The following is a 21411-nucleotide window of genomic DNA, read 5'->3' on the forward strand; positions in this document are numbered from 1 at the left end:
TCTCCTACTTCTTACGTCGTACTTTTTATCTATCCTTCGATCTTCGAATTCCTTTTTTCTTCTTCAGTAACCTGTTGCAGTTTTGCCTGTGCTTCCTGCTTCAACTGCAGGTTCGTTGCATTATCAACTACACTCTGGTAAGTTGCCTTTGCATTGAAGTAATCTTTTTGTTTCAGGTAGATATCTCCGAGTAAGATGTATGATTTGGTTACCCAGAAATCATAAGAACCGCTTAGTTTGATGACATCAAATGCAGCTTTCTCAGCATTGGTGAGGCTGTTCAGATCAAATTGACATTTTGCAATTTCATATCTCGCTTCTGCTGCCCACTCTCCTTTGTTGAGATTAACCACTGCACGGTACGATTGAATAGCGAGATCGTATGTATTATTCAACTGATGGTTACGACCTGTTACAAGATTCGACAATGCCTTATCATCATTACCTGCACCTTTAGCGATCAACAGATCTTTCGCCACATCAGCAGCTTGCTTGTATTCTTTCAACTGATAATGGCAACGCAATAATCCACGCAATGCTTCCAGTCTGCTTTCATCTGTTGTGGCAACGGTACGCAGTATTTCATAATAAGGTTGTGCTTTTGCATAATCCTTTAACTCAAAATAATATGAACGTGCAGCGATCAATGCACTCTTTTCTGCAAACTGACTGCTACCTTGTTTTGCTACATATTCATAGCCGGGCAGTGCACTCTTCCAGTCTTTACGTTGCATGTAACATTCGCTGCGGTTATAATGCGCATTCAATGCATTTGCGCCATTCGGGAAACGTGTGAGATAACTATTGATCTGTTCAACAGCACCTGCGCAATCGTTATTTTCCAATTTCACTTCAACTGCAGCATAGGCCAATGAATCAGCTTCGCTCGCAGAAACATTTCTACCTGTTGAACGAATGAATGCTTCGTATTCCTGTGGCCGTCCTGTTTCCACATAAATTGCACGGATATTTTCCAAAGCAAATGCTGCTTCTTCACTGTTTGGATATTGCTGTAATAGTTTTTTGTAGTTATCTAAAGCTTCCTGGTTTTTATTCAGGTTACTATAACAAACAGCTAACTGTAACAATGCCGTTTGTTTAAAGCCTGTATTCTGCGGCGCATTGATTACATTGTTGAGGAAAGGAATAGCAGCCTGAAATTTTTCATCGGCCATATAGGTTTTTGCAATTTCCATGTTTGCATCTGGTATCAGGTTGCTGCGTGGATACAAACGTTGCAGGGTGCTCATCTGATCGATCTTTCCTTTACTGTTATTAATACCGGCAAGCATTGCCTTTTGATACAACGCATAATCTGCATTGGGCCATGAATAGTCAATTGCTTTTTGATACATGCTTAATGCAGTAGTATAACTCTTCTGCATAAAATAACAATCTGCTAAACGGATATGCGCATCCTGATCAATTGGTGCGGAGTTAAGCGCTACACGACCAACTGCTTTTTGAAAGAATCCTTGTGCCACTACGAAATTTTCTTTGCGCAGGTAGCAATAACCCATGTTATAGTTTGCTTCTTTCACTGTTGCCTCACCCATACCCGGGCTTCCGCTTTGGAGAAACTTATCGTAGAAACGAATGGCATCATCCAATCGATCATTACGGTAAGCGATCTCTCCTTTCCAGTAATTAGTTAATGGAAGAACAGGCGAATTGTATTTGTCTTTTAAAATTTTATCGAGCAGTTCATCGGCTTTATTCAACTGACCATCATTGATCAATTCAGCAGCACGGCCGTACAACATACGAGGATACAATTTCTTCGTTGATTCCGATGGATCAACCAACGACTCCATTAATGAGATCGCATCTTTGTAATTGCTTGTGCCGGTTAACAAACCAACCAATAATTCTTTTGCTTCATTACTATAAGTGCTGCGTGGATATTCGTTGAGGAATCGTTTAAATTCGCTGATGGCAACGCCTTGGTAACCTAATTCATATGAAAGCTTTGCATAGTTGAATAACGATACTTCACGCTGTTGCTGGTTGCTGTTATTGGCAGCGCAAAAAGCAAAAGCGTTTCTTGCATTTTCTTTCTGATTTGTTTTGAGATAAGCATCGCCCAGCATATACATTGCACTCTGGCTGAGTGAATCTTCACTGCCACTTAATTGTTTGAAACCATCAATGGCTTTATTGAGTTGATTATTCTGATAATAGCTGTAGCTGAGTTCATACAGATCCTGACGTGTTACTTTATCCGCTTTGTTTACATATTCTTCCAATAACGGAAGTGCACGTTTGTAGTCTTTCTTTTCGAAATATGCATGACCAAGCAGTTGTTTCATCTCAAGGTCATACAATATATTCGGACGCTTCACTGCTTCTTCTGCAATTTTGATCGCCTTATCTTTTTCTCCACGGAAATAATAAATAGAAGCAATATAGAAAGGAACGATCTTACCGTACTCAGGATGGTCTTTCACTTTTTCAAAACTTCCAAGTGCTTCATTGTATTGTTTATCGTTGTACGCAAGAAAACCATAGTAATAGTTTGCATCGAGGTAATGCTTATCATCCGGCATTTGACGGATTGTGTTGAACAACGGCTTGGCCTGTGCATAACGTTTCAAATGAAAATAACTATAACCCATCCTGAATTTTGATTCAGATATCTGTTCGTTATTTAAACTGGCGATCTCTGCTTTTTCATAAAACTCCAGTGCATCTGTAAACAGTTGCTTGCGGAAGTAGTAATTCGCTAAATGAAAACTCAATTGTTGTGTGCGTGGCATATTATGCACCACGGTAATAAACTCACGGCTCGGTTGCACTGCACGTTCATCGTTTTGCTGCAAACCGCAAGCAAGGAGATAGTAGTCGATTTCCTGCACCTGTATACCGGCATTCAGGATGGTTGAGCTTTGTACTTCCTGTTTCAACTCACGCAACAATGGCATGGCCAAACTGTACTGATCAGTTAAGAAGTACTCCTGTGCCTGTTTGAATTTTGCGTTGGGATCGTTATTTATTGCGGTAACCTGCGCATTCACTTGCACAGAAAAGCACAAGAGCAGGAACGAAAGAATGTAAGTAATGCGGTTGTTCATTGCCGGGTAAACGTTCATCGTTGGTAAATATTTTAACCTGTCTCTTAAAGTCCGTTCGTCGGGCTAAAGGTAAATTGTCCTTTTCCTTTCAAACACCATTCCAGATTTTTGTGGATAAAAGTTGATGTTCCGTTAATTTCGCAACCTGGAATCAATATTCTTGAAACGAACTGCAATGATATGTCCATTTTTCATTGCGGCTAAAACTACAACGGACACATGAAGAAACTCTTATCTATTAATTACTCTGCCACTGCTTTTAACATTTCATTCTTATTATTGAGGCTTGTTTTCGGCATCAGCCTCTGTGTAAACTATGGTTATGATAAGTTGGTTCACTTTGCAGACAGGAAAGACAGCTTTGTAAATCTCTTTGGAATCGGTAGTACGGCCACTCTTGCATTAGTTGTTTTTGCGGAGTTCTTTTGTTCCATTTTTGTGGCCATTGGTTTATTTACACGCTTCACCGTAGTACCTATTATTGTTGCAATGAGTTATGCATTTTTTGTTTCGCACAACAGTGCATTGTTTGCAAAAGGTGAAGTGGCAGCTTTATATTTAACCGGCTTCTTTGCTATTTTGTTATGTGGCCCCGGCAAAGCCAGTGTTGATGGAATGATCAAATAAATAGCGCAACCTATCTGTTGCGAAGGAACGATGTTCAATAGTGAAACCAACATAAGGGTGCGATACTCTGAAACGGACCAGATGAACGTGGTATATCATGGTAATTATGCCCAGTATTTTGAAGTGGCAAGAGCCGAAGCCATCCGTGAAATGGGTATTACTTATAAAGAAATGGAAGAGATGGGAATTGTGATGCCCATTGTTGAACTGCATACCAAGTTTTTGCGACCTGCTAAGTATGACGATCTGCTAACGATCAAAACACAGTTGCGTGAATTACCCACCGATCATCGTGTTGAGTTTCATCATGAGGTGTATAATGAAGAAGGTAAACTTTTAACCATTGGCCGTGTTGTATTGTATTTCTTAGATGCGAAAACAATGGCAAGAAGTAATATGCCGGCAGCATTAGCAAATCATCTTCTGCCCTATTTCAAATAATTTAATTTCTAAATTCTCTTCATGCAGAATCAACAAATCTACGCCTCCATCATTACCATTGGAGATGAATTATTAATAGGACAAACCATTGATACCAACAGTGCTTGGATGGCGCAGGAACTAAATAAAATTGGTGTGTGGGTGAAACGTCGTGTGGCAGTTGGCGATACTAGAGAAGATATCTGGCAGGCATTGGATGAAGAATCTGCATCAGCACAAATAATTTTAATTACGGGTGGACTTGGTCCAACAGCAGATGATATTACCAAGCCTTTACTCTGCGATTATTTTGGCGGCAAAATGATCGTGAATGAAATGGTGCTTGAACATGTAACGAACATTTTTCGCCGTCTTAACCGGCCTCTCATTGACCGAAACATGAAACAGGCCGAAGTACCAGATGTATGTACCGTGCTCATGAACAGACGTGGCACGGCACCAGGCATGTTATTCCGTAAAAGCAACTGCATTTATATTTCAATGCCGGGCGTACCGCATGAAATGAAAGGAATTATGACCGATGAAGTATTTCCTCTGTTGAAACGTGAATTTGAAATGCCGTTTATCCTTCACCGCACATTGCTTACTGCCGGTGTGGGCGAATCGTTTCTCGCAGAAAAGATCAATGCATGGGAAGAAGCACTTCCAAGCGATATTAAGCTTGCTTATCTGCCAAACTATGGTATGGTTCGTTTGCGCTTAACCGCCACCGGTACAAACAAAGAACAATTAGATGAACAACTTGACCGCCTCTTTGCTGAATTGCAAGAACAGGTAAAAGAATGGTTGATTGTTGCAGAAGATCTTCCGCTTGAACAGGCATTGGGACAATTGTTGCTGCGCAAGAAAAAGTCAATGGCAACTGCTGAAAGCTGCAGCGGTGGTTATATTGCTCATCTTATTACTGCCATTCCGGGTTCATCTGAATATTTTAAAGGAACGGTGGTAGCTTATGCATATGACGTGAAAGAGGATGTGCTGGGCGTACAACACTCAACGCTTGAAATAAAAGGCGCAGTGAGCGAAGAAACAGTTACCGAAATGTTGAACGGCCTGTTACAAAAAACAACTGCAGACTACGGCATCGCCACAAGTGGCATCATGGGACCAGGTGGTGGGACGGAAGGAAAACCCGTTGGTACAGTATGGGTGGCTGTTGGTTCAAGAGAGAAGATGATCGCAAAAAGATTACACTTTCGTTTTGACCGGTTAAAAAATATAGAATTAACGGCAACAAATGCTTTGCTGATGCTCTTCCAGTTTATTGAGGGAGAGACGGATAAATAAGTCTCCAATCCTTACCTTTGACGCCTATTAACGATTGTTTGTCCAGGTTACCGGTGCAGTTGTCAGAAAGCTGAACTCTGCATTGTGGCACAAGTGAGTGACACAACCGGTGATGAATTGAATTCCTGTTGCTGGTCAACAAAAAAATAAAAACATCAAATTATTATGGCTTTAGTTGATTTAGTAATGCCTAAGCTCGGTGAAAGTATTATGGAAGCAACCATTTTGCGTTGGCATAAGAAACCGGGTGACAGTATTAAAATGGATGAGACTGTACTTGACATTGCAACGGACAAAGTTGACAGTGAAGTGCCCAGCACGGCTGAAGGTGTGTTGAGTGAAGTGTTATTCAGCGAAAATGATGTGGTGCCTATTGGTGCTGTGATTGCACGTATTGCAACAAACGCCGCTGAAGCTGTTGCTGCTCCGGTTGCAACTCCTCCTCAGGCTTTTGAATCAGTTGCTGAATTTGTGGAAGAAGCAATTCCCTATCAACCGGCAGGTGCTAAAGTAAGTGCGCCAACTAATGGAATCCGTTTTTACTCGCCGCTTGTTTTGAATATTGCAGCGCAGGAAGGCATTGGCATGGCTGAATTGGAAAAAATTCCGGGTACAGGTAATGATAATCGTGTTACGAAGAAAGATATTCTTCAGTATGTAAGCACACGAAAAGGCGGAGGTACTGGTTATGCTCAGCAAGCTGCACCGAAAGAAGATGTATTGGTTGTGCCGATGAACCGAGTTGAACAACCAGCACAACATCAACCAGCTCCTGCTCCATCAATGGCGCCAACTGTTTACAGTGGTAATGTTGAGATCATTGAAATGGATCGCATGCGTAAGTTGATTGCTGATCACATGGTGAGAAGCAAACACACAAGTCCGCATGTAACAAGCTTTACTGAAGCTGATGTGACCAATCTTGTGCAATGGCGTGATAAGATGAAGAAAGAATTTGAAAAACGTGAAGGAACGAAAATTACGTTCACTCCGTTGTTCATTGAAGCAATTGTAAAGTGTATTAAGAAATATCCGTTGATCAACAGTTCAGTTGATGGCGACCGAATAATTGTAAAGAAGGACATCAACATTGGTATGGCGACAGCCTTACCAAGCGGCAACTTAATTGTACCCGTGATTAAGAATGCAGATCAGTTGAATCTTGTTGGCTTAACCAAACAGGTGAACAATCTTGCTGATTCTGCACGTAACGGTAAACTGAAAGCTGATGATACAACTGGCGGCACATTTACGTTAACCAATGTTGGAACTTTTGGCAGCTTGATGGGCACTCCTATTATTAATCAGCCACAGGTTGCAGTATTAGCAGTTGGCGCTATAAAGAAAAGACCTGTGGTGATTGAAACTCCAATGGGTGATAGTATTGCCATCCGCCACATGATGTATTTAAGTATGAGCTACGATCATCGTATTATTGATGGCAGCCTTGGCGCTACATTCTTAACTGCGGTAGCGAATGAGTTACAGAATTTTAATCCTGATAGAGATTTGTAATATATCATCATCAAAGAAAGCCTCCTGTTTTGCAGGAGGCTTTCTTCGTTTTATGCATTATTTTATAATACGTTGAGTCCCGATATTGATTGCTATTTCAAGCAAGCGACTTGATACTATTTTGTATAATAAATTTTCAATGGCATTTTTTACTAAACGCTTGCATTTTTAATTTGGAGCTTGTAATTTGTGTTTCCCATTAAATCTACGTACGGTTTTATTAGGTTAATCAACAAGCCCAACTCCTTCTTGTTGGTCAATAAGAAAAACCTTGAAAAATACCCAATGAACAAGCTTTTCTAATCAGCACTCTTCCTGACTGTTTTAATATCTACCCCCTGTCAACCCTTATCTGTGCCTTGTTCTTATTCGTCCAGATGATTTTTAAAACAGGATTTTCTATTTCAAAATGATATTAAGTATTACGCATTAGTAACTGAATGCGTACCTGAAAGATTTTCCCTGACTTTTTTGTACAAAGACAGTCTCTGATCATTCTATAAAAACCATTATACATTTTTTATAAACCTTAAAACGCACTACCCAATGCACATTAATATCTTTTTACACTACTTCTTACAGTAGCCCTCAACCGGTAAATACAACAAAACCAGTAACGTTTCAGGAGGCAATTATTAACTCAGCAATACTGAGGAAGAATGCTATTGTTTGAACTACTGCAACAACTGCCGCCTGTTGTATACTGTTATACCCGATTTGTAAATAAATAATTTCTCACTTGCAATAAGCAAACTGAGAGAAGGATGCTTTTGCTCTCACTCAACTTGCATACTCTACCTGCAAACTGAACAGCACAGGAAGCACTCTTTCGTAAAGAAATTGTCACAAACATTTTCAAAATCATTAAAAACTAATTTTATGAGTAACGTAATTGTACCTGCGGGCACCCGAAAACCAAAGCGGAAAATATTTTTTTCACAACGGATAAAAATATTTCTTTCATTTTTTTTAATCAATCTTTTGTATACTTCATTCTCATCATTTGGCCAGGGATTTACCACGGTTGATTTTCACCAGGCGCAAAATGACAGAAACGGTGCCAAACTATATTTGATCGATTGGGTGAATGGGTCTTTAAATTCAACCCATACTGATTATTGGGAAGGGATCGGTGTACCACAAAGAATTGTAATGACCGGTATTCTTCCAAACAATGCTAATTCTAACGTTAATAAGCATTCAATACGTTTCCAGGTTTTATCAAGCAAAGGAAGCAAGCATGCTTATGATTTTCCTATTTCATGGGATCAAGCTTTCAAAACAGCAGAGGACATTGGGGGAAGCGTAAATGAATTACAAAATCTTTTTAATCTACAATGCGGCGATGCATTCAGTGCTATTGCAAAAACCACTTGTAGTGAACTAACTGACGGTGCAAATGATAATGTTACCACTGCCGCATTTCCTGATGTAATTGGAAACCCGGGTAAGCCGACTATTGGTGCTCCCAATGTAAATGATAATATTGCCTGCTTTGAAGCCTACAAAAGATTTGGTGAAGCAACCGAGCGGTATGGAAACAGGCTTATTGAAATAAGAGGTAATGCTGCTATTAGTAATGTTACTGTGACTTTTACCGGCTACCAAGGTAGCGGAAAGGACTATGCAGAATATCTCCTTACCTGGGAATCTACTTCTGATAAAATAATGATTCGTTTTGCAACCCGTCTTGCACCGGGAAATGGCCGATGTGGTTATGGATCTGGAAATGGTGCTGGAAGTATTAGCGGTGCTCCTTACCATGTTACCCTGGTTAGATTTGATGATGTAGATGATCCAAGTGATAATGCTCCTGAGTCCGGTGTTTCAATGGGAAGCCAGGATAACCAGATCATGTCAAATGCCATTCAAATTCCTGCACCTCAATGCGGTCTTTCTAATGGATCATCAGGATGTACTGATAATACAACACCTTTTGTTGTAAACTATACCAGTGCCGATGCTGCAAATGCAACAGTTAAATTTTATTTCACCAGTAACACTGCAGGTGCAAAATTGCCAAACGATGTTACTGCTGTTGGTAACTGTACAACCAGTACTTATTCTGTGGTAGCTGATGCAAACGGAAGTGCCAATATTTCAATCGCTCCTTCAGGAAGTGCATTTACACAAGGAAGTTTCCGTATAGGTGCCTGCGTGACTGGTCCCGGCGGTAGTACCACTTGTGAGCAACCATCAGCAACCACAATTCATGCAGCTTCAGTAGCAGGCAGAGTTAATGGAAATGCAACAACCTTATTAAGTCCGCATACCATTAATTCAAATCTTGCCAATCAAACAGCAGCTCTCACTGCCTTGGGTACGTTGAACGGCATTCAAGACAACGCTTTGTTCAGCAGTTTTGTATGGACAGTGGCTAGTCAAACTGATGCACCAGGTAACATTGCCGCCATTGGAAATTTATCTAATGCGAACACCAGCACTGGTAATGCAACATTTACTCCAACAGCGCAAGGTCTGGGTTACCAGGAAGGTTTATATGCCTTTAAAGTAACGGCAACTTCCGCTGCAAATGGTTGCGGTGCCACTGCACTGGTATTTATAAATGTTTCAGGAGGTGCAAACTGTCCTGCAGATATTACCGGACCAAGCCCGGTCTGTGAGGGAACTGCAGGTCATGTTTATAGCTCTGCTGCACTTGCTGCTAAGAATCCTTTCCCTGAAGCTGGCCTAACCTATACTTGGTCAATTGTTCCGTCAAATGCGGCAACCATAACTAGTAGTTACGTAAATGTTACCTCCATAACAGTTACTGCGGGCACGGTTGATTTTACAGTAAAGGTTACAGTAACTAATCAGCATGGAGAATCGTTCGCCAGCTCGAATTGTGAATTTGCGGTTGATGTAGTTGCCAAACCAACTGTATCCGCTATTTACAATCCTCCGGGATGTTCAGATCAAAGCTTTAGCGTTGATGTACCAAATTCAGACGCTAATTGGAGCTATACTGTTACACAGCCTAATTCTAATTCCGGCTATAGTTCAACTAAGGCCGGTACCGGTGGAACTTTACATTTTACAGGTCTTGCCCTTGGTGGTGGATTCTTAGTAACAGTCAGCAACCCTAATGTAGCAGGTAGCTGCACCGGTTCTACTGATTGTGCCGGTAGCACTAATAGCTGCGCAAGTGAAAGTATCACTCAAGCGAAAGTAGCTACAGACAAAGTTATCAGCACTATCAAGGAACCTGCTATTCCTACATCCGATGAGCCTTACAGGATTGTTCTTGAATCACCAACAAAAGTCAAAGCTGTTCCAAATCCATATACAGATAAGATCAGGTTTAACCTTGTATCAGGTGTTTCAGGAATGGGAATTTTGGAATTATTCAATATGCAAGGTCAAAAGATAGGAGTTGTTTTTGAAGGATTTGTTCAGGCAGGACGAGAATTCACAAAAGAGTATGTTGTTTCAGGAGCATCAAGAACAAATCTTGTTTATATCTTCAGAGTAGGCGATCAAAAAATTTCCGGGAAATTAATCAACCAGAAATAGTTCTAAAAACTCAATTTCATTTTTGAGGATAAAAACAAATCAGGAAAAGAAAACAGGTGCTAATAACTAGCACCTGTTTTCTTTTTAATTTAGAATAAGAAAATCCAATTTTCTTATTAAAGGTTGATTGTTATATAAATTAATTATTAATGACAAAAGTCCACATACCACCCGTCTGTGCAAGAAAATCATAATCGATCCATGAGTATCCTGCATCACCCCAATTTGTTCCCCATGAATTCATTACTTTAAAAGCATGCTTGGAATCATCATAGCCACAAATCACTAATGCATGCCCAAATCCATCTGCGCCGGAATAAGACTTCCAGATAAAGCCCGGTTGAGCATTTGTAAAACTTGCATCAAGGTTTACTGTTAGAATAAGAGGATGCTTATTTACGATCATTGTTTTAATGGCGGTTATATCTGATTTAGAAATAACTGAATAAGAATTTATTTTATAATTAGCGGCTTCAGATGACTGGCTGCTGTTTGGTAAAAGTGAGCAACCATTTAAATCGCTATAAGGCATTGATTGCTCTGAGCAAATGCCATACGTTTTCAAAAATTCAAGTACAGTAGTAACGCTTGTTCCCGCACCACAGTCACCAAATTTGGTTTGATTATATAAAAATTCAGAGCTGAAAATATTGGTTGCATTATTATAACCCGAGGCACCGGTCTTGTAAAATTGTTCTGCTGATCTTGCAGCATACCCGGCAGCAAATGCTACGCATGAAAATTCTCCACCCTGATTTCTTACCGGGGGCATTATTAATTGTGCACTTGCCGGAAGAGTGGGAGGATTTATTACTGTTGTGTTCACCGTAACCTGTATGGATTGTGAGCTGGTATTACCTGCTGCATCATATGCCGTCGCCGTTACTGTATGAATGCCTGTTGCAATTGAGGTTGTAGTCCAGGAGACACTGTAAGGCGAACCGTAATCGGTACCAACTGAAATTCCATCAATACTAAATTTAATTGAGCTAACTCCGATATTATCGGATGCATTTGCCGCAATCTCTACTGTACCTGTAACAGAGGCTCCATTTGCGGGTGATGTAATATTCACCGTTGGGTTACTAAGATCAGTGTTCGATACTGTATTCACCGTTACCTGCCTGGAAGCTGAAGCGCTGTTACCAGCCGCATCTCTCGCTGTTACGGTTAACGTATGAGTTCCATTGATAACAGTTGCTGAATTCCAGGAAATAGTAAAAGGAGAGTTTGTACTGCTGCCAACTAAGGTGCCATCAACACTTAAACTTACTGAATTTACGCCTCGATTGTCTGTTGCATTTACCGTAACACTGATAGTGCCGGAAACCGTTGCTCCACTGGCGGGAGAGTTTATACTGATTGTTGGAGCAGTTAGATCATTGCCACCTGTTGGTTTGCCTTTGAATGCTAGTAGTGAAGGATCCTGTGAGATTCTTTTCAATAAGTCTGATGACATGATCACCGGAATCTTACTCACTAAATTTGGATCATCATCCACTACCCCGGATGTTCTTGCATAATGTGGCTCCAGCATTTCATCAACGATTTGACCGGACTTTTCTTTTTTACATGCTGCAAGCAAAAGCATAAAGCTGAGTGCAGCCATTGCACAGGTACGGGATTTCAAGAAGATCATACTGGTTTCTTTTTAGATATTGTTATTAATTTAAAAACATTGTTTTAGAACATCAGCAACTTTTACCTGCAGGCACGATGCACCTTAGCCCGTAACCTTTATTGAAAAGTTTGCACGCATTAACAATCATAGCATTTCAACAAGGTGAAAGCTTAATTGTTGTTCAGTAAAAAAATGGGAATTAAATTAATCGATGGCTGGCGGATTAAGATACTTCGCTAAAGACGGATCGTGTACTTTATAGTTCCGGATTCAAAATTTAACCAGACAGTTTGACCATAAAAATCAAACTACCACGAAAAAACAATTTCCCTACCGTAAAAATAAACAAATACAATACCGATTCATAAAGGGCAAAGTCTTCAGAATTCAACGTTAGCATTTAAACAATTACCTGCCAATCATTTAGACCAAAAACAGAAATTATACAGGTACGAATTTGTCCAATAATATTTTATTGATTATTACTAATTGGCCGATTCAGTTAGAATATGATTGTGTAATAAAACTTTATCGAGCATGCAGGAAAATGCCAACAGCTATTGGTTTGGCCACAATTCTCAATATTTCCTTTTTTCAAAAGAATACTTCTTCCCTTTCCGTTTTACAATAAATAAGTTATCATATTCTGTTTCTGCAAGATCGGTTAAGAGCGATTGTCCCATCATTTTATTTACGAGGTCATCAACTGTATTTGAATGACCAACAAGCAACACATCTCCTTTTTGAATAGTTTTCACACGATCAATAAATTTATCAACTGTATCTCTTGGTGAATATAATTGGATTGATATGCCTTCAACTTCACTCAGTGGTTTTGCTGTTGACTGTGTGCGGATATAAGGTGTTGAAAAAATTGCAGAAAATGATTTGTTCTGCAATAATGTTTTCAGGTTTTGAGCTCGTTGTTCACCTTCTGCACTCAATGGCACATCGCTGCTCATATTTGCTGTGGCGTTTGCCTTTTCAGCATGGCGGACAATGTAATACGTATTGCGGTTACAGGATGATAAAAGGGTCAACAGGAAAGTAATCGTTAAAATTGATGATAAAGTGTGGTTTGGTGAAACTGACATGAAACAAGGTTTTAAATTATTAAATGAGTTTTGTAAATTTAAGGAACAATAACCCAGTAAAACTCCATGTATGAAGACTTTATCCGAAACCTGGTTTGCCGATGGCTTTATTGATTTTGAGTTGAAGAAATATACCCTGCTCGCCTATTTGCAGGAAGTAAACAAATATTTCAACGAAGCTAAATTGTATCCGCAACTTGCAGATGTGATCTTTCACTATAACAATCTTGTCGCCTTTAGAGAGAATAAAAAATACCTGCAGGAACAATTCCCGAAAAAATTAACTGGCATACAAATTGAAAAATTGCAGTTGCTTTATGAACAAATGATCGAAGATGATGAACTGATGCAGGAACTGGAAACCATTATGCATTATTCTATCGCCACAATGAAAACCACCATTTCAAACGGCACGGAAATTTATGAAATGGTAGAACAAAGCATTTCCATTGCACCAATTGGTATTCTTCCCCTTGACACAAGAGAAGGTTATTTATTTTTGCGTAACACCAATGCCAAGCAGACAAAAGTGTATCAATACCGCCTCAGTTTTTTTGAGCGACATGATGAACAGTACCGTACACTCAAAACAAACTTTGTTGATTCATGGATCAGCAATATTGTGAATACGTACGAGAATATTAAAGGAGAACTCATCCGTAATAAAACAGAATTGCCAAACCCGGCTGTGTACAGTATTGAAACAAATCTTTCTTACCCGGTTGAAGAAACGTTTTTACCGATTGCAAAAAGGAGCTTTGTAAAATTCCTGAGTGCGGCGTAAGATCAGAATTGTTTCAGCAGTTCATCGAATTTTATCCAGTAAATATCATCCAGTCCATTACCCGGACCGGAAAGTTGTTTCTTTAATGTAGATGCCGTAACAGGTTTATCAAACGGCGCAGCATGCATATTCCGATTGCTTGTAAAGAACAATGTGCGTTTATCCCAACTTACAAACGGGCAATAATCCAAACCTGTTGAATTGATCGGTGCACCAAGATTCTTTGCTTCCTGCCACTCTCCTTTCTCATTCTTTTTACTGATGTACAGATCTCCTTTACCCATATCGTCTTTACGGCCATAACCAGTGAATAAAATAAATTGTTCATCAGGATCAACAAAGGCATTGAACTCATAGCCTTTTGAATTAACAGCTGTTGAAACAGGAATGGGTGATTGGTATTCTCCATTCTTAAGCTCACACATAAAAATATCTTCTTTACCAACGCCGTTTTCCAATTGAGCAGTAAAATAAAGATTGCCGCTCTTTGTAACAGATGGATAGAATTCATCATTCGGTGAGTTAACAGTGAAACCTAAATGAACAGGCTTTCCCCAACTGCCGTTGACAGCTTTCTCTACATACCACATATCGTAATCGCTGATGGTATCTGATGCATCAACTTTCCGATTGCTGCTGAAGAATATCTTTTTCCCATCGGGAGAGAACTGAGCTTCAAGATCATTGTACATTCCTGAAAACGGAGCAACTTTCACTTCACTCCATTTGCCATTCTTCAACTGAGTGTGCATAATGGTGCTGCTGATAAAATCTTTGTGCTGAATCGTGAAAAATATCTCATCGCCTTTTGGAGAAATTGTAAAATCACGGTTGATCAATCCATTGGAGATAATTCCCTGCGCAAATACCGTTGGTTTGTTTGTTGCATTTCCCTGGTTGAGATAATTTACTTGCTGTGCATTGGTTTGCAAAACAAATAGTAAACCCACAACTGTTATAAGGTTGCGCATAAAAATGAATTTAGCATGAATATAAAAAAGGCCGAAACAAAGTCCGGCCTTTTTTTATCTCGATTTTATTTCACTATATCAAATCCCCAATCAATTCCTTTGTCAGCCGCTGGCACACCATCTTTCATCCACTTGGGCATTGGTGCTCCTTTCAGGTAATGATCAAAGAACTGGCTTAAGCGAACAGAAAGATCTTTCCTGTTTCTGCGTTCAACGAGGTTATGATCTTCATCATTGTATTGCAAAAACCATGCTTTCTTGTCTAAGCGACGCAATGCTGTAAAGAATTCAATACTTTGATACCAAGGCACCGCACCATCTTTATCATTATGCATCAACAGCAATGGTGTTGTTACTTTATCGGCTTTAAACAACGGAGAGTTTTTGGTATAAAGATCAGGACGTTGCCATGGCGTTGCACCCAAACGTGTTTGCGAACGCTCATACTGGAACTGCCTGCTGATACCAGCACCCCAACGGATACCACCGTATGCACTAAACATATTCGCTACAGGTGCACCAGCTCCTGCTGCTGCAAACATTTTTGTACGTGTTACAAGATACGCAACCTGGTAACCACCCCAACTTTGTCCTTGTATGGCCATCTTTGTGCTATCAACAAATTTCATTTTGCTGAGATACTTTCCGGCACTCACTACAGAGTTGTATGCACTTTCGCCAGGCTCACCATCTTTGTAATAAATATTTGGATCAAAAACGAGGTAACCATTACTTGTGAAATAAGCAATGTTTATTGTTGATGCACTTGGTGCAGGTGTGCGATAACTATAGCGTGTATCGCTGTTACGCTCATAGAAATAAAAGATCACAGGATACTTTTTGTTTGGATCGAAATTCTCAGGTTTGAATAACAAACCTTCTGATTCTTTACCATCAAACATTTTCCATTTATGTAATTCAACAGTGTACCAGTTGTAATCTTTCTGTTGTTCATTCACCCGACTCAATTGTTTTGCTGATTTGTGATCCTGTGCTGCATTCAATGTAGTAGAAAACAAACTTGCGCTCATTTGAGGAGTCATTGCTGTATAAACCAACACATCACTATTCTTTCCTTTCAATACATTGCCGTTATTGATCACTGCAGGATTAGTTACTGCTATTGATTCGTTAAGTACAAAGTTGCCGCCGAGTTTAAGAGTTGTTAAACCATATCCTTTCTCTTTGTTGTCAAATACGCCAAGTAGTAATGTTTGGCCATCTTTTACAAAACGTTCCTCACGATCAAGTTCGCTGTAGCGGAAAGTCAATTGTTTTTTACGTCCAATACCATTGGTGATAGAAACAGGTTTTTCTTTTCCTGTAGGATCAATTTTCCAGATATCGAACTTATCATACACATACAATGCTGCATCATTTTCATGCCAGCCCATTACACCATGTGGCGGTGGATCATCCGGATGATCATCATCTTCATCAAACAAAGGCACTTTAATATCTTTTGTTGCAACAACAGTTTTGCCTGTAGCTACTTCATAAGACATGTATTGATGCGTCTTCCAATCGAACCACATCACAAATTTTCCTTTAGGTGAAATACCACCACTGCGGATCTTCTTACCGATGAGTTTTCGTTCGCCTGTTTTTACATCAACTAAATACAGATCGTTATAGTTGTGTTGCTCCCATTGGTTTTGTTTACGATAAGGTTTGCTATCGTAACCAATTGCAACATCTGAATCATCTTCATCGGTTGTAACAACACGCTCCAATGTTTCAGTTGCCAAAGGTGTTACTGCAGAAGCATCTCCATGCAAAACCGTTAAATAACTCCGACGCATTTCATTACTCACCTGCAGTAATTGTTGTGGTTGAAGTTCGGGGTCATTATAATGCCAGATATCAAGTCGTGCAGTTTCAAACTCAACAAGGTTGGTATCTTTTGGTTGACGGATTGGTGCCAATCCAAAGAACAACCGATCGCCTTTTTTGCTGAATTTATTGATGTAGTCAGGACTAACCGTCATGCCTGTTTTCACAGAAGCGGTTGAACGATCAACACGCAAACGTGCACTATCCATACCGGTTTTGTAATGCCAGAGCTTATAAAACTTTCGCAATGCTTTGCTTACACTATCACGCTCTGCAACAAATGCAAGTTGTGTTCCTGCTTCATCCATTGCATAATTTTTTGCATCATTAAAACCCTGAAACACGGTATCCACTTTTCCTGTTGCTGTATTCATCCAAAGAACAGCAGCCTTGCTTAATGTATCAGCATTCTTCTTTGAAATTTCTATCAATAATATATTTCCATTTTTACTGAAATAATATTCGTTAACCAATTTGAATTTTTTCTCCTCACCTGTTTGCGTATTTCGTACAATCAGTTCAGTACCTTCTTCAACAGGATCGGCAGCTGGTCTCGATACCTGTCTCGCTCCGCCTTTTGCAGGTTGCAAAACAGTTAAGCCCTTTGTTTTTGCTTCATTGGCTTTGTTCTTTAAACTATCAGCCACACGCATCAACGAATCAGCCATTGAAACCATTTTATTGATCTGCGTGAGTGAGTCCGGTTTTGCAGCCGGTTTCGGTGGTTCGGGTAAAGCTTTATCCATATGATAAGCAACCCAGCCATTTCCTTTCTCTGGTGTTTTGAATGTTTTTACACGTGCTACTTTCCATACACTGTCCTTTCCCAATTCAACAATCGCTAAACTATCCTTTGGCATTTCATCCGGACGTTTCTTTTTGATTCTTGCATCACGTGTATCTTTGAATAACGGACGAACCTTGAAGATCACAAAACGACTATCATTGGTAATAACAGAACCGTAACCACGGGCAACAGTTTTTTTATAATTACCATCGGTCGATTGAATGATCATATCTCCGTCACCTTCCTGTGGATTGATCATGTACACCACCCACTTGCCATCATCGCTGATCTGAGCACCTTGTACACTTTGCCAACGGTCGTAAACGGAATGATCGAGTGGTTTTTTGGATTGAGCAATGCCAAACAACGGAACTGAAAGCAAAAGACAAAAAACGAAATTTCTCATGTGCAGTAGTTTTTTAAAAGTTCTTCAAGATATATTAAACAATTTAGCCGTATTCTTGTTTTACACCAACGGAATATAACACTTATGAACAGATACATTTTAGGCTTACTCCTTATCACACTCTTAGCCAACCCTGTTTTTGCACAGAATAAAGGCATAATTGCAGGAACCGTTTCAGACAAATCAACACAGCTTCCGCTTGAAGCCGTTTCGGTAAAAGTTGAAAACACCGAATGGGGTGCTGTTACCGATTCTCTCGGCCGTTTCCGCATCATCAACATCGATCCGAAATCATACAATATCGTTTTCAGTAAAGTTGGTTACAAGGCGTACACGATTTATAATATTGTTCTTACATCTGGTAATGAAACAAATGTAACAGTTGAACTGGAAGAAGAAATAAAATCGATTGGAGAAATAACGGTAACAGGAAAACGTACAGCCAAAGTGGCAACACTTGAAACACCATTGAGTGTGCAACGGTTAACAACAGAAGAAATTAAAGCAAATCCGGGTGGCAATTTCGATATCAGTCGTGTGATCAATACACTTCCGGGTGTTGGCGGAACGGCTGGAAGTGTTGGCGGTTTTCGTAATGATATTATTATTCGTGGTGGCGGGCCCGGTGAGAATGTATTTTATTTAGATGGAATTGAAATTCCCGTGATTAATCACTTTGCAACACAAGGTGCCGGTGGCGGACCAACAGGCATTCTAAACGTAAGCTTTATTGAAGATGTGAAACTCAGTTCTTCTGCGTTTGATGCCCGTTTTGACAATGCACTCAGCAGTGTATTTGAATTCAAACAAAAAAGAGGAAACACAAATCGTGTACAAGGTAATGTCCGTTTGAGTGCAACAGAACTTGCCGCCACATTAGAAGGACCATTAAGTAAGAACAAGAAAACGACCTTTCTTGCAAGTGCACGCCGTAGTTATCTGCAATTTTTATTCCAGGCATTAGATCTTCCTATTCGCCCCAACTATTGGGATTTTCAATACAAAGTGACACATCAGTTTGATAAGAAAACGACATTGACTGTTTTGGGTGTTGGTGCTATTGATGAATTCAGTTTTGCAGTTCCATCAGAAGCAACACCGGAGAAATTATACATCCTCAACAGTAACCCAAACATTAATCAATGGAATTATACAGTTGGTGCTGCGTTGAAACGGAATATTAAAAATGGTTTCTGGAATCTTGCAATCAGCCGCAATGCATTCAATAATAATATTACTCGTTTTGAAGATAACCTCAACCCTACTCCTGCTAAACAATCGTTGGATGTTGCATCGAACGAAACAGAAAATAAATTACGGTTTGACGTTAATCAAAGTTTAAATGGATGGAAGCTGAGTTATGGTGCTGTTGTACAAAATCCGCAATTCAGTAACAAAGGTTTTGCACGCATCCGTGCAGAAGTGAGAGATACGTTAGGGAATCTTGTTCAGCCTGAAGTGAAAGCTAACTTCAATACATCAAAAAGTTTTTTAAAGCTGGGTGGATTCGTGCAGGCGGGCAAACGTTTCGTTGATGATCGTTTAGGTGTAAACGTTGGCATTCGTTTCGATGGCAATACCTTTACCGATGAAGGCATGAATCTCTTGCAAACATTTAGTCCACGACTTGGATTGAGTTATGTGTTAAGCGATCAGTGGACGGTGAATGCAAGTGTGGGTCGTTATTATCGTTTAGCCCCTTATACTATTCTCGGATTTCAAAATAATAACGGCAACTATGTGAATCGTGATGCAAATTATCTGCGCAGCGATCATTATGTGGTAGGATTTGAGTACTTACCTAAGAATACAACTCGTTTTACCATTGAAGGTTTCTACAAACAATACGGCAATATGCCCGTGAGTGTGCGTGATGGAATTAATCTTGCAAACAAAGGCGGCGATTTTAATATTTTAGGTAATGAAGATATTATAAGTACAGGTAAGGGACGAACATATGGCGTTGAGTTCTTTGCGCAACAGAAATTAACGAAGCGTTTCTATGGAGTGTTTAGTTATACTTTATTCATTAGCCAATTCAGTGGTGTGGACGGAAAATATGTTTCGAGCGCATGGGATAACCGCCATTTGTTGAGTGTAACATGGGGCTATAAATTTCCACGCAATTGGGAGCTTGGTTTAAAATTCCGTTACCAGGGTGGCGCTCCGTTTACTCCGTTTGATGAAACGGCGAGCCGACAAAATTACCTCAGCACTGGTGAAGGTATTCTTGATTATGCACGTTTGAATCAAAACCGTTTGACTGCGTTCAACTCAAGCGATGTGCGTATTGATAAGAAGTGGAATTTTAAACGCTTAACGCTGGATGTATTTCTCGATGTGAGCAATTGGTATGTTGCAAAGAGTCCGGCGTTTCCTCAATATACCTTTCAACGCACTGCAAATAACAGTGGTTTTGCAACCACAAACGGAAAGCCAATTGCATTTGATGGCAGTAATGCGATTCCTGTTATTCTGCAGAATAATGATCCAAGTGTAACACCAACGATAGGATTTATAATTGAATTTTAAAATACTAAATTGAAATTGGAAAAGCCATTCATTAAACGGATGGCTTTTTTGTTTGCCATACACGAACCGTCTGGATCACCACGCTGGCAACGATCAACAGAATTCCCCAATAGAATCCTTTACCTAAATCTTTGTTTTCGTTGTACAACAAAAATGCAAGCAGAATTCCATAGACAGGCTCAAGATTGTAAGTAAGGTTTGCTGTAAACGGCGAAATCTTTTTTAATGCATTCACTGATAATTGAAAAGCAAGGACAGTGCAGAACAACGCAAGCATCAGCAACCAGAACCAATCATTGAAGGAAGGAACAAATTTTTCTGCAGGAGAAAATTGCAGATACAACGGCAACAACAAACTCAACATCAACCATCCTCCACCCAACTCATATAATGTTAAGTTTGCAGCAGGAATATGTTGAATCAACCGTTTATTAAAAATGGGAAACAAAGCCGATAAAAATGCTGCAGCAACACCAAGCAAAATGCCTGTTTTATACTCTGTATCAAAATGAAAAATGAGATAGATACCGAACAATACTAATAAGCCCAGCAATACTTCAACAAGATCCAATTTTCGTTTATGCAAAAGCGGTTCGAGAAAAGCAGTGAATGATCCGGTGGCTGCAAAGCAGACCAAAGCAATGGATACGTTTGCATACTTCACACTGCCATAGAAGAAGACCCAATGCAAGGCGATGAGTGCACCAATACCAACACATTGCAGTACATACTTCCGTTCAATACGGATCGATTGTTTGCGGATGAAAAAAATAAGCAGTAACACTAAAGATGAAAGCAACATCCTGTACCAAACAAGCCAGCCTTCGTTCAACTCGATCAAACGGCCAAGTACGCCTGTAAAACCGGCTAAGAAAACAGCAGCATGTAATTGCAGAAAGGATTTGGTGGTGGAATGCATTTATGGA

General features: G+C 39.8%; 13 protein-coding genes. 7 read left to right on the plus strand and 6 right to left on the minus strand.

From position 1 onward, the window contains the following. Positions 1 to 29 precede the first annotated feature (29 nt). On the minus strand, positions 30 to 3089 hold the full coding sequence (locus tag WG954_RS17915) for a tetratricopeptide repeat protein (RefSeq protein ID WP_340438183.1): 3060 nt from the start codon (positions 3087 to 3089) through the stop codon (positions 30 to 32). Between the two features lie 201 nt (positions 3090 to 3290). On the opposite strand from WG954_RS17915, the gene WG954_RS17920 reads away from it, so the two are divergent. From WG954_RS17920 to WG954_RS17940, 5 genes are all read left to right on the plus strand, one after another. Then, positions 3291 to 3698 (plus strand): DoxX family protein, encoded by a 408-nt coding sequence (locus WG954_RS17920; protein ID WP_340438184.1) that lies wholly within the window; start codon positions 3291 to 3293, stop codon positions 3696 to 3698. Between the two features lie 30 nt (positions 3699 to 3728). Beyond that, positions 3729 to 4139, plus strand: a complete 411-nt coding sequence (locus WG954_RS17925) for an acyl-CoA thioesterase (RefSeq protein ID WP_340438185.1) — start codon at positions 3729 to 3731, stop codon at positions 4137 to 4139. A 21-nt stretch (positions 4140 to 4160) separates the two neighbouring features. Next, on the plus strand, positions 4161 to 5426 hold the full coding sequence (locus WG954_RS17930; RefSeq protein WP_340438186.1) for a CinA family nicotinamide mononucleotide deamidase-related protein: 1266 nt from the start codon (positions 4161 to 4163) through the stop codon (positions 5424 to 5426). Between the two features lie 165 nt (positions 5427 to 5591). Beyond that, positions 5592 to 6941, plus strand: a complete 1350-nt coding sequence (locus WG954_RS17935; RefSeq protein WP_340438187.1) for a dihydrolipoamide acetyltransferase family protein — start codon at positions 5592 to 5594, stop codon at positions 6939 to 6941. An 879-nt stretch (positions 6942 to 7820) separates the two neighbouring features. Next, entirely contained in the window at positions 7821 to 10457 is a 2637-nt protein-coding gene (locus WG954_RS17940; protein WP_340438189.1) for a PKD-like domain-containing protein, read from the plus strand. A gap of 139 nt (positions 10458 to 10596) precedes the next feature. Here the strand turns inward: WG954_RS17940 and WG954_RS17945 are convergent, their stop codons facing one another. Then, positions 10597 to 12096 carry an Ig-like domain-containing protein gene (locus tag WG954_RS17945; protein ID WP_340438190.1) on the minus strand — a complete coding sequence of 500 codons (1500 nt, stop codon included), beginning with the start codon at positions 12094 to 12096 and terminating at the stop codon, positions 10597 to 10599. Between the two features lie 560 nt (positions 12097 to 12656). After that, positions 12657 to 13172: a SixA phosphatase family protein gene (locus WG954_RS17950; RefSeq protein WP_340438191.1), complete on the minus strand. Its 516-nt coding sequence runs from the start codon at positions 13170 to 13172 to the stop codon at positions 12657 to 12659. Positions 13173 to 13242: 70 nt separating this feature from the next. Here WG954_RS17950 and WG954_RS17955 point away from each other — a divergent pair, with 70 nt between their 5' ends. Further along, positions 13243 to 13956 carry a hypothetical protein gene (locus WG954_RS17955; RefSeq protein WP_340438193.1) on the plus strand — a complete coding sequence of 238 codons (714 nt, stop codon included), beginning with the start codon at positions 13243 to 13245 and terminating at the stop codon, positions 13954 to 13956. A gap of 2 nt (positions 13957 to 13958) precedes the next feature. Here WG954_RS17955 and WG954_RS17960 read toward each other — a convergent pair whose 3' ends face one another. Both WG954_RS17960 and WG954_RS17965 read right to left on the minus strand, forming a co-directional pair. Next, positions 13959 to 14927: a hypothetical protein gene (locus WG954_RS17960; protein WP_340438194.1), complete on the minus strand. Its 969-nt coding sequence runs from the start codon at positions 14925 to 14927 to the stop codon at positions 13959 to 13961. Positions 14928 to 14992: 65 nt separating this feature from the next. Beyond that, on the minus strand, positions 14993 to 17953 hold the full coding sequence (locus WG954_RS17965) for an alpha/beta hydrolase family protein (RefSeq protein ID WP_340438195.1): 2961 nt from the start codon (positions 17951 to 17953) through the stop codon (positions 14993 to 14995). A gap of 84 nt (positions 17954 to 18037) precedes the next feature. On the opposite strand from WG954_RS17965, the gene WG954_RS17970 reads away from it, so the two are divergent. Continuing rightward, positions 18038 to 20485, plus strand: coding sequence for a TonB-dependent receptor (locus WG954_RS17970; RefSeq protein ID WP_340438196.1), 2448 nt, complete (start codon positions 18038 to 18040; stop codon positions 20483 to 20485). Positions 20486 to 20516: 31 nt separating this feature from the next. Here WG954_RS17970 and WG954_RS17975 read toward each other — a convergent pair whose 3' ends face one another. Continuing rightward, a complete protein-coding gene (locus WG954_RS17975) occupies positions 20517 to 21404 on the minus strand; it encodes a DMT family transporter (protein ID WP_340438198.1) in 888 nt (295 codons plus the stop codon). Between the last annotated feature and the right edge of the window lie 7 nt (positions 21405 to 21411).

This window comes from Lacibacter sp. H375, from assembly GCF_037892425.1.
Lineage (GTDB): Bacteria > Bacteroidota > Bacteroidia > Chitinophagales > Chitinophagaceae > Lacibacter.

What these genes read in the sequence shown, in the direction of transcription:
- WG954_RS17915 (WP_340438183.1), bottom strand. Translation starts at nt 3,089, where the DNA reads ATGAACGTTTACCCGGCAATGAACAACCGCATTACTTACATTCTTTCG.
- WG954_RS17920 (WP_340438184.1), top strand. Translation starts at nt 3,291, where the DNA reads ATGAAGAAACTCTTATCTATTAATTACTCTGCCACTGCTTTTAACATT.
- WG954_RS17925 (WP_340438185.1), top strand. Translation starts at nt 3,729, where the DNA reads ATGTTCAATAGTGAAACCAACATAAGGGTGCGATACTCTGAAACGGAC.
- WG954_RS17930 (WP_340438186.1), top strand. Translation starts at nt 4,161, where the DNA reads ATGCAGAATCAACAAATCTACGCCTCCATCATTACCATTGGAGATGAA.
- WG954_RS17935 (WP_340438187.1), top strand. Translation starts at nt 5,592, where the DNA reads ATGGCTTTAGTTGATTTAGTAATGCCTAAGCTCGGTGAAAGTATTATG.
- WG954_RS17940 (WP_340438189.1), top strand. Translation starts at nt 7,821, where the DNA reads ATGAGTAACGTAATTGTACCTGCGGGCACCCGAAAACCAAAGCGGAAA.
- WG954_RS17945 (WP_340438190.1), bottom strand. Translation starts at nt 12,096, where the DNA reads ATGATCTTCTTGAAATCCCGTACCTGTGCAATGGCTGCACTCAGCTTT.
- WG954_RS17950 (WP_340438191.1), bottom strand. Translation starts at nt 13,172, where the DNA reads ATGTCAGTTTCACCAAACCACACTTTATCATCAATTTTAACGATTACT.
- WG954_RS17955 (WP_340438193.1), top strand. Translation starts at nt 13,243, where the DNA reads ATGAAGACTTTATCCGAAACCTGGTTTGCCGATGGCTTTATTGATTTT.
- WG954_RS17960 (WP_340438194.1), bottom strand. Translation starts at nt 14,927, where the DNA reads ATGCGCAACCTTATAACAGTTGTGGGTTTACTATTTGTTTTGCAAACC.
- WG954_RS17965 (WP_340438195.1), bottom strand. Translation starts at nt 17,953, where the DNA reads ATGAGAAATTTCGTTTTTTGTCTTTTGCTTTCAGTTCCGTTGTTTGGC.
- WG954_RS17970 (WP_340438196.1), top strand. Translation starts at nt 18,038, where the DNA reads ATGAACAGATACATTTTAGGCTTACTCCTTATCACACTCTTAGCCAAC.
- WG954_RS17975 (WP_340438198.1), bottom strand. Translation starts at nt 21,404, where the DNA reads ATGCATTCCACCACCAAATCCTTTCTGCAATTACATGCTGCTGTTTTC.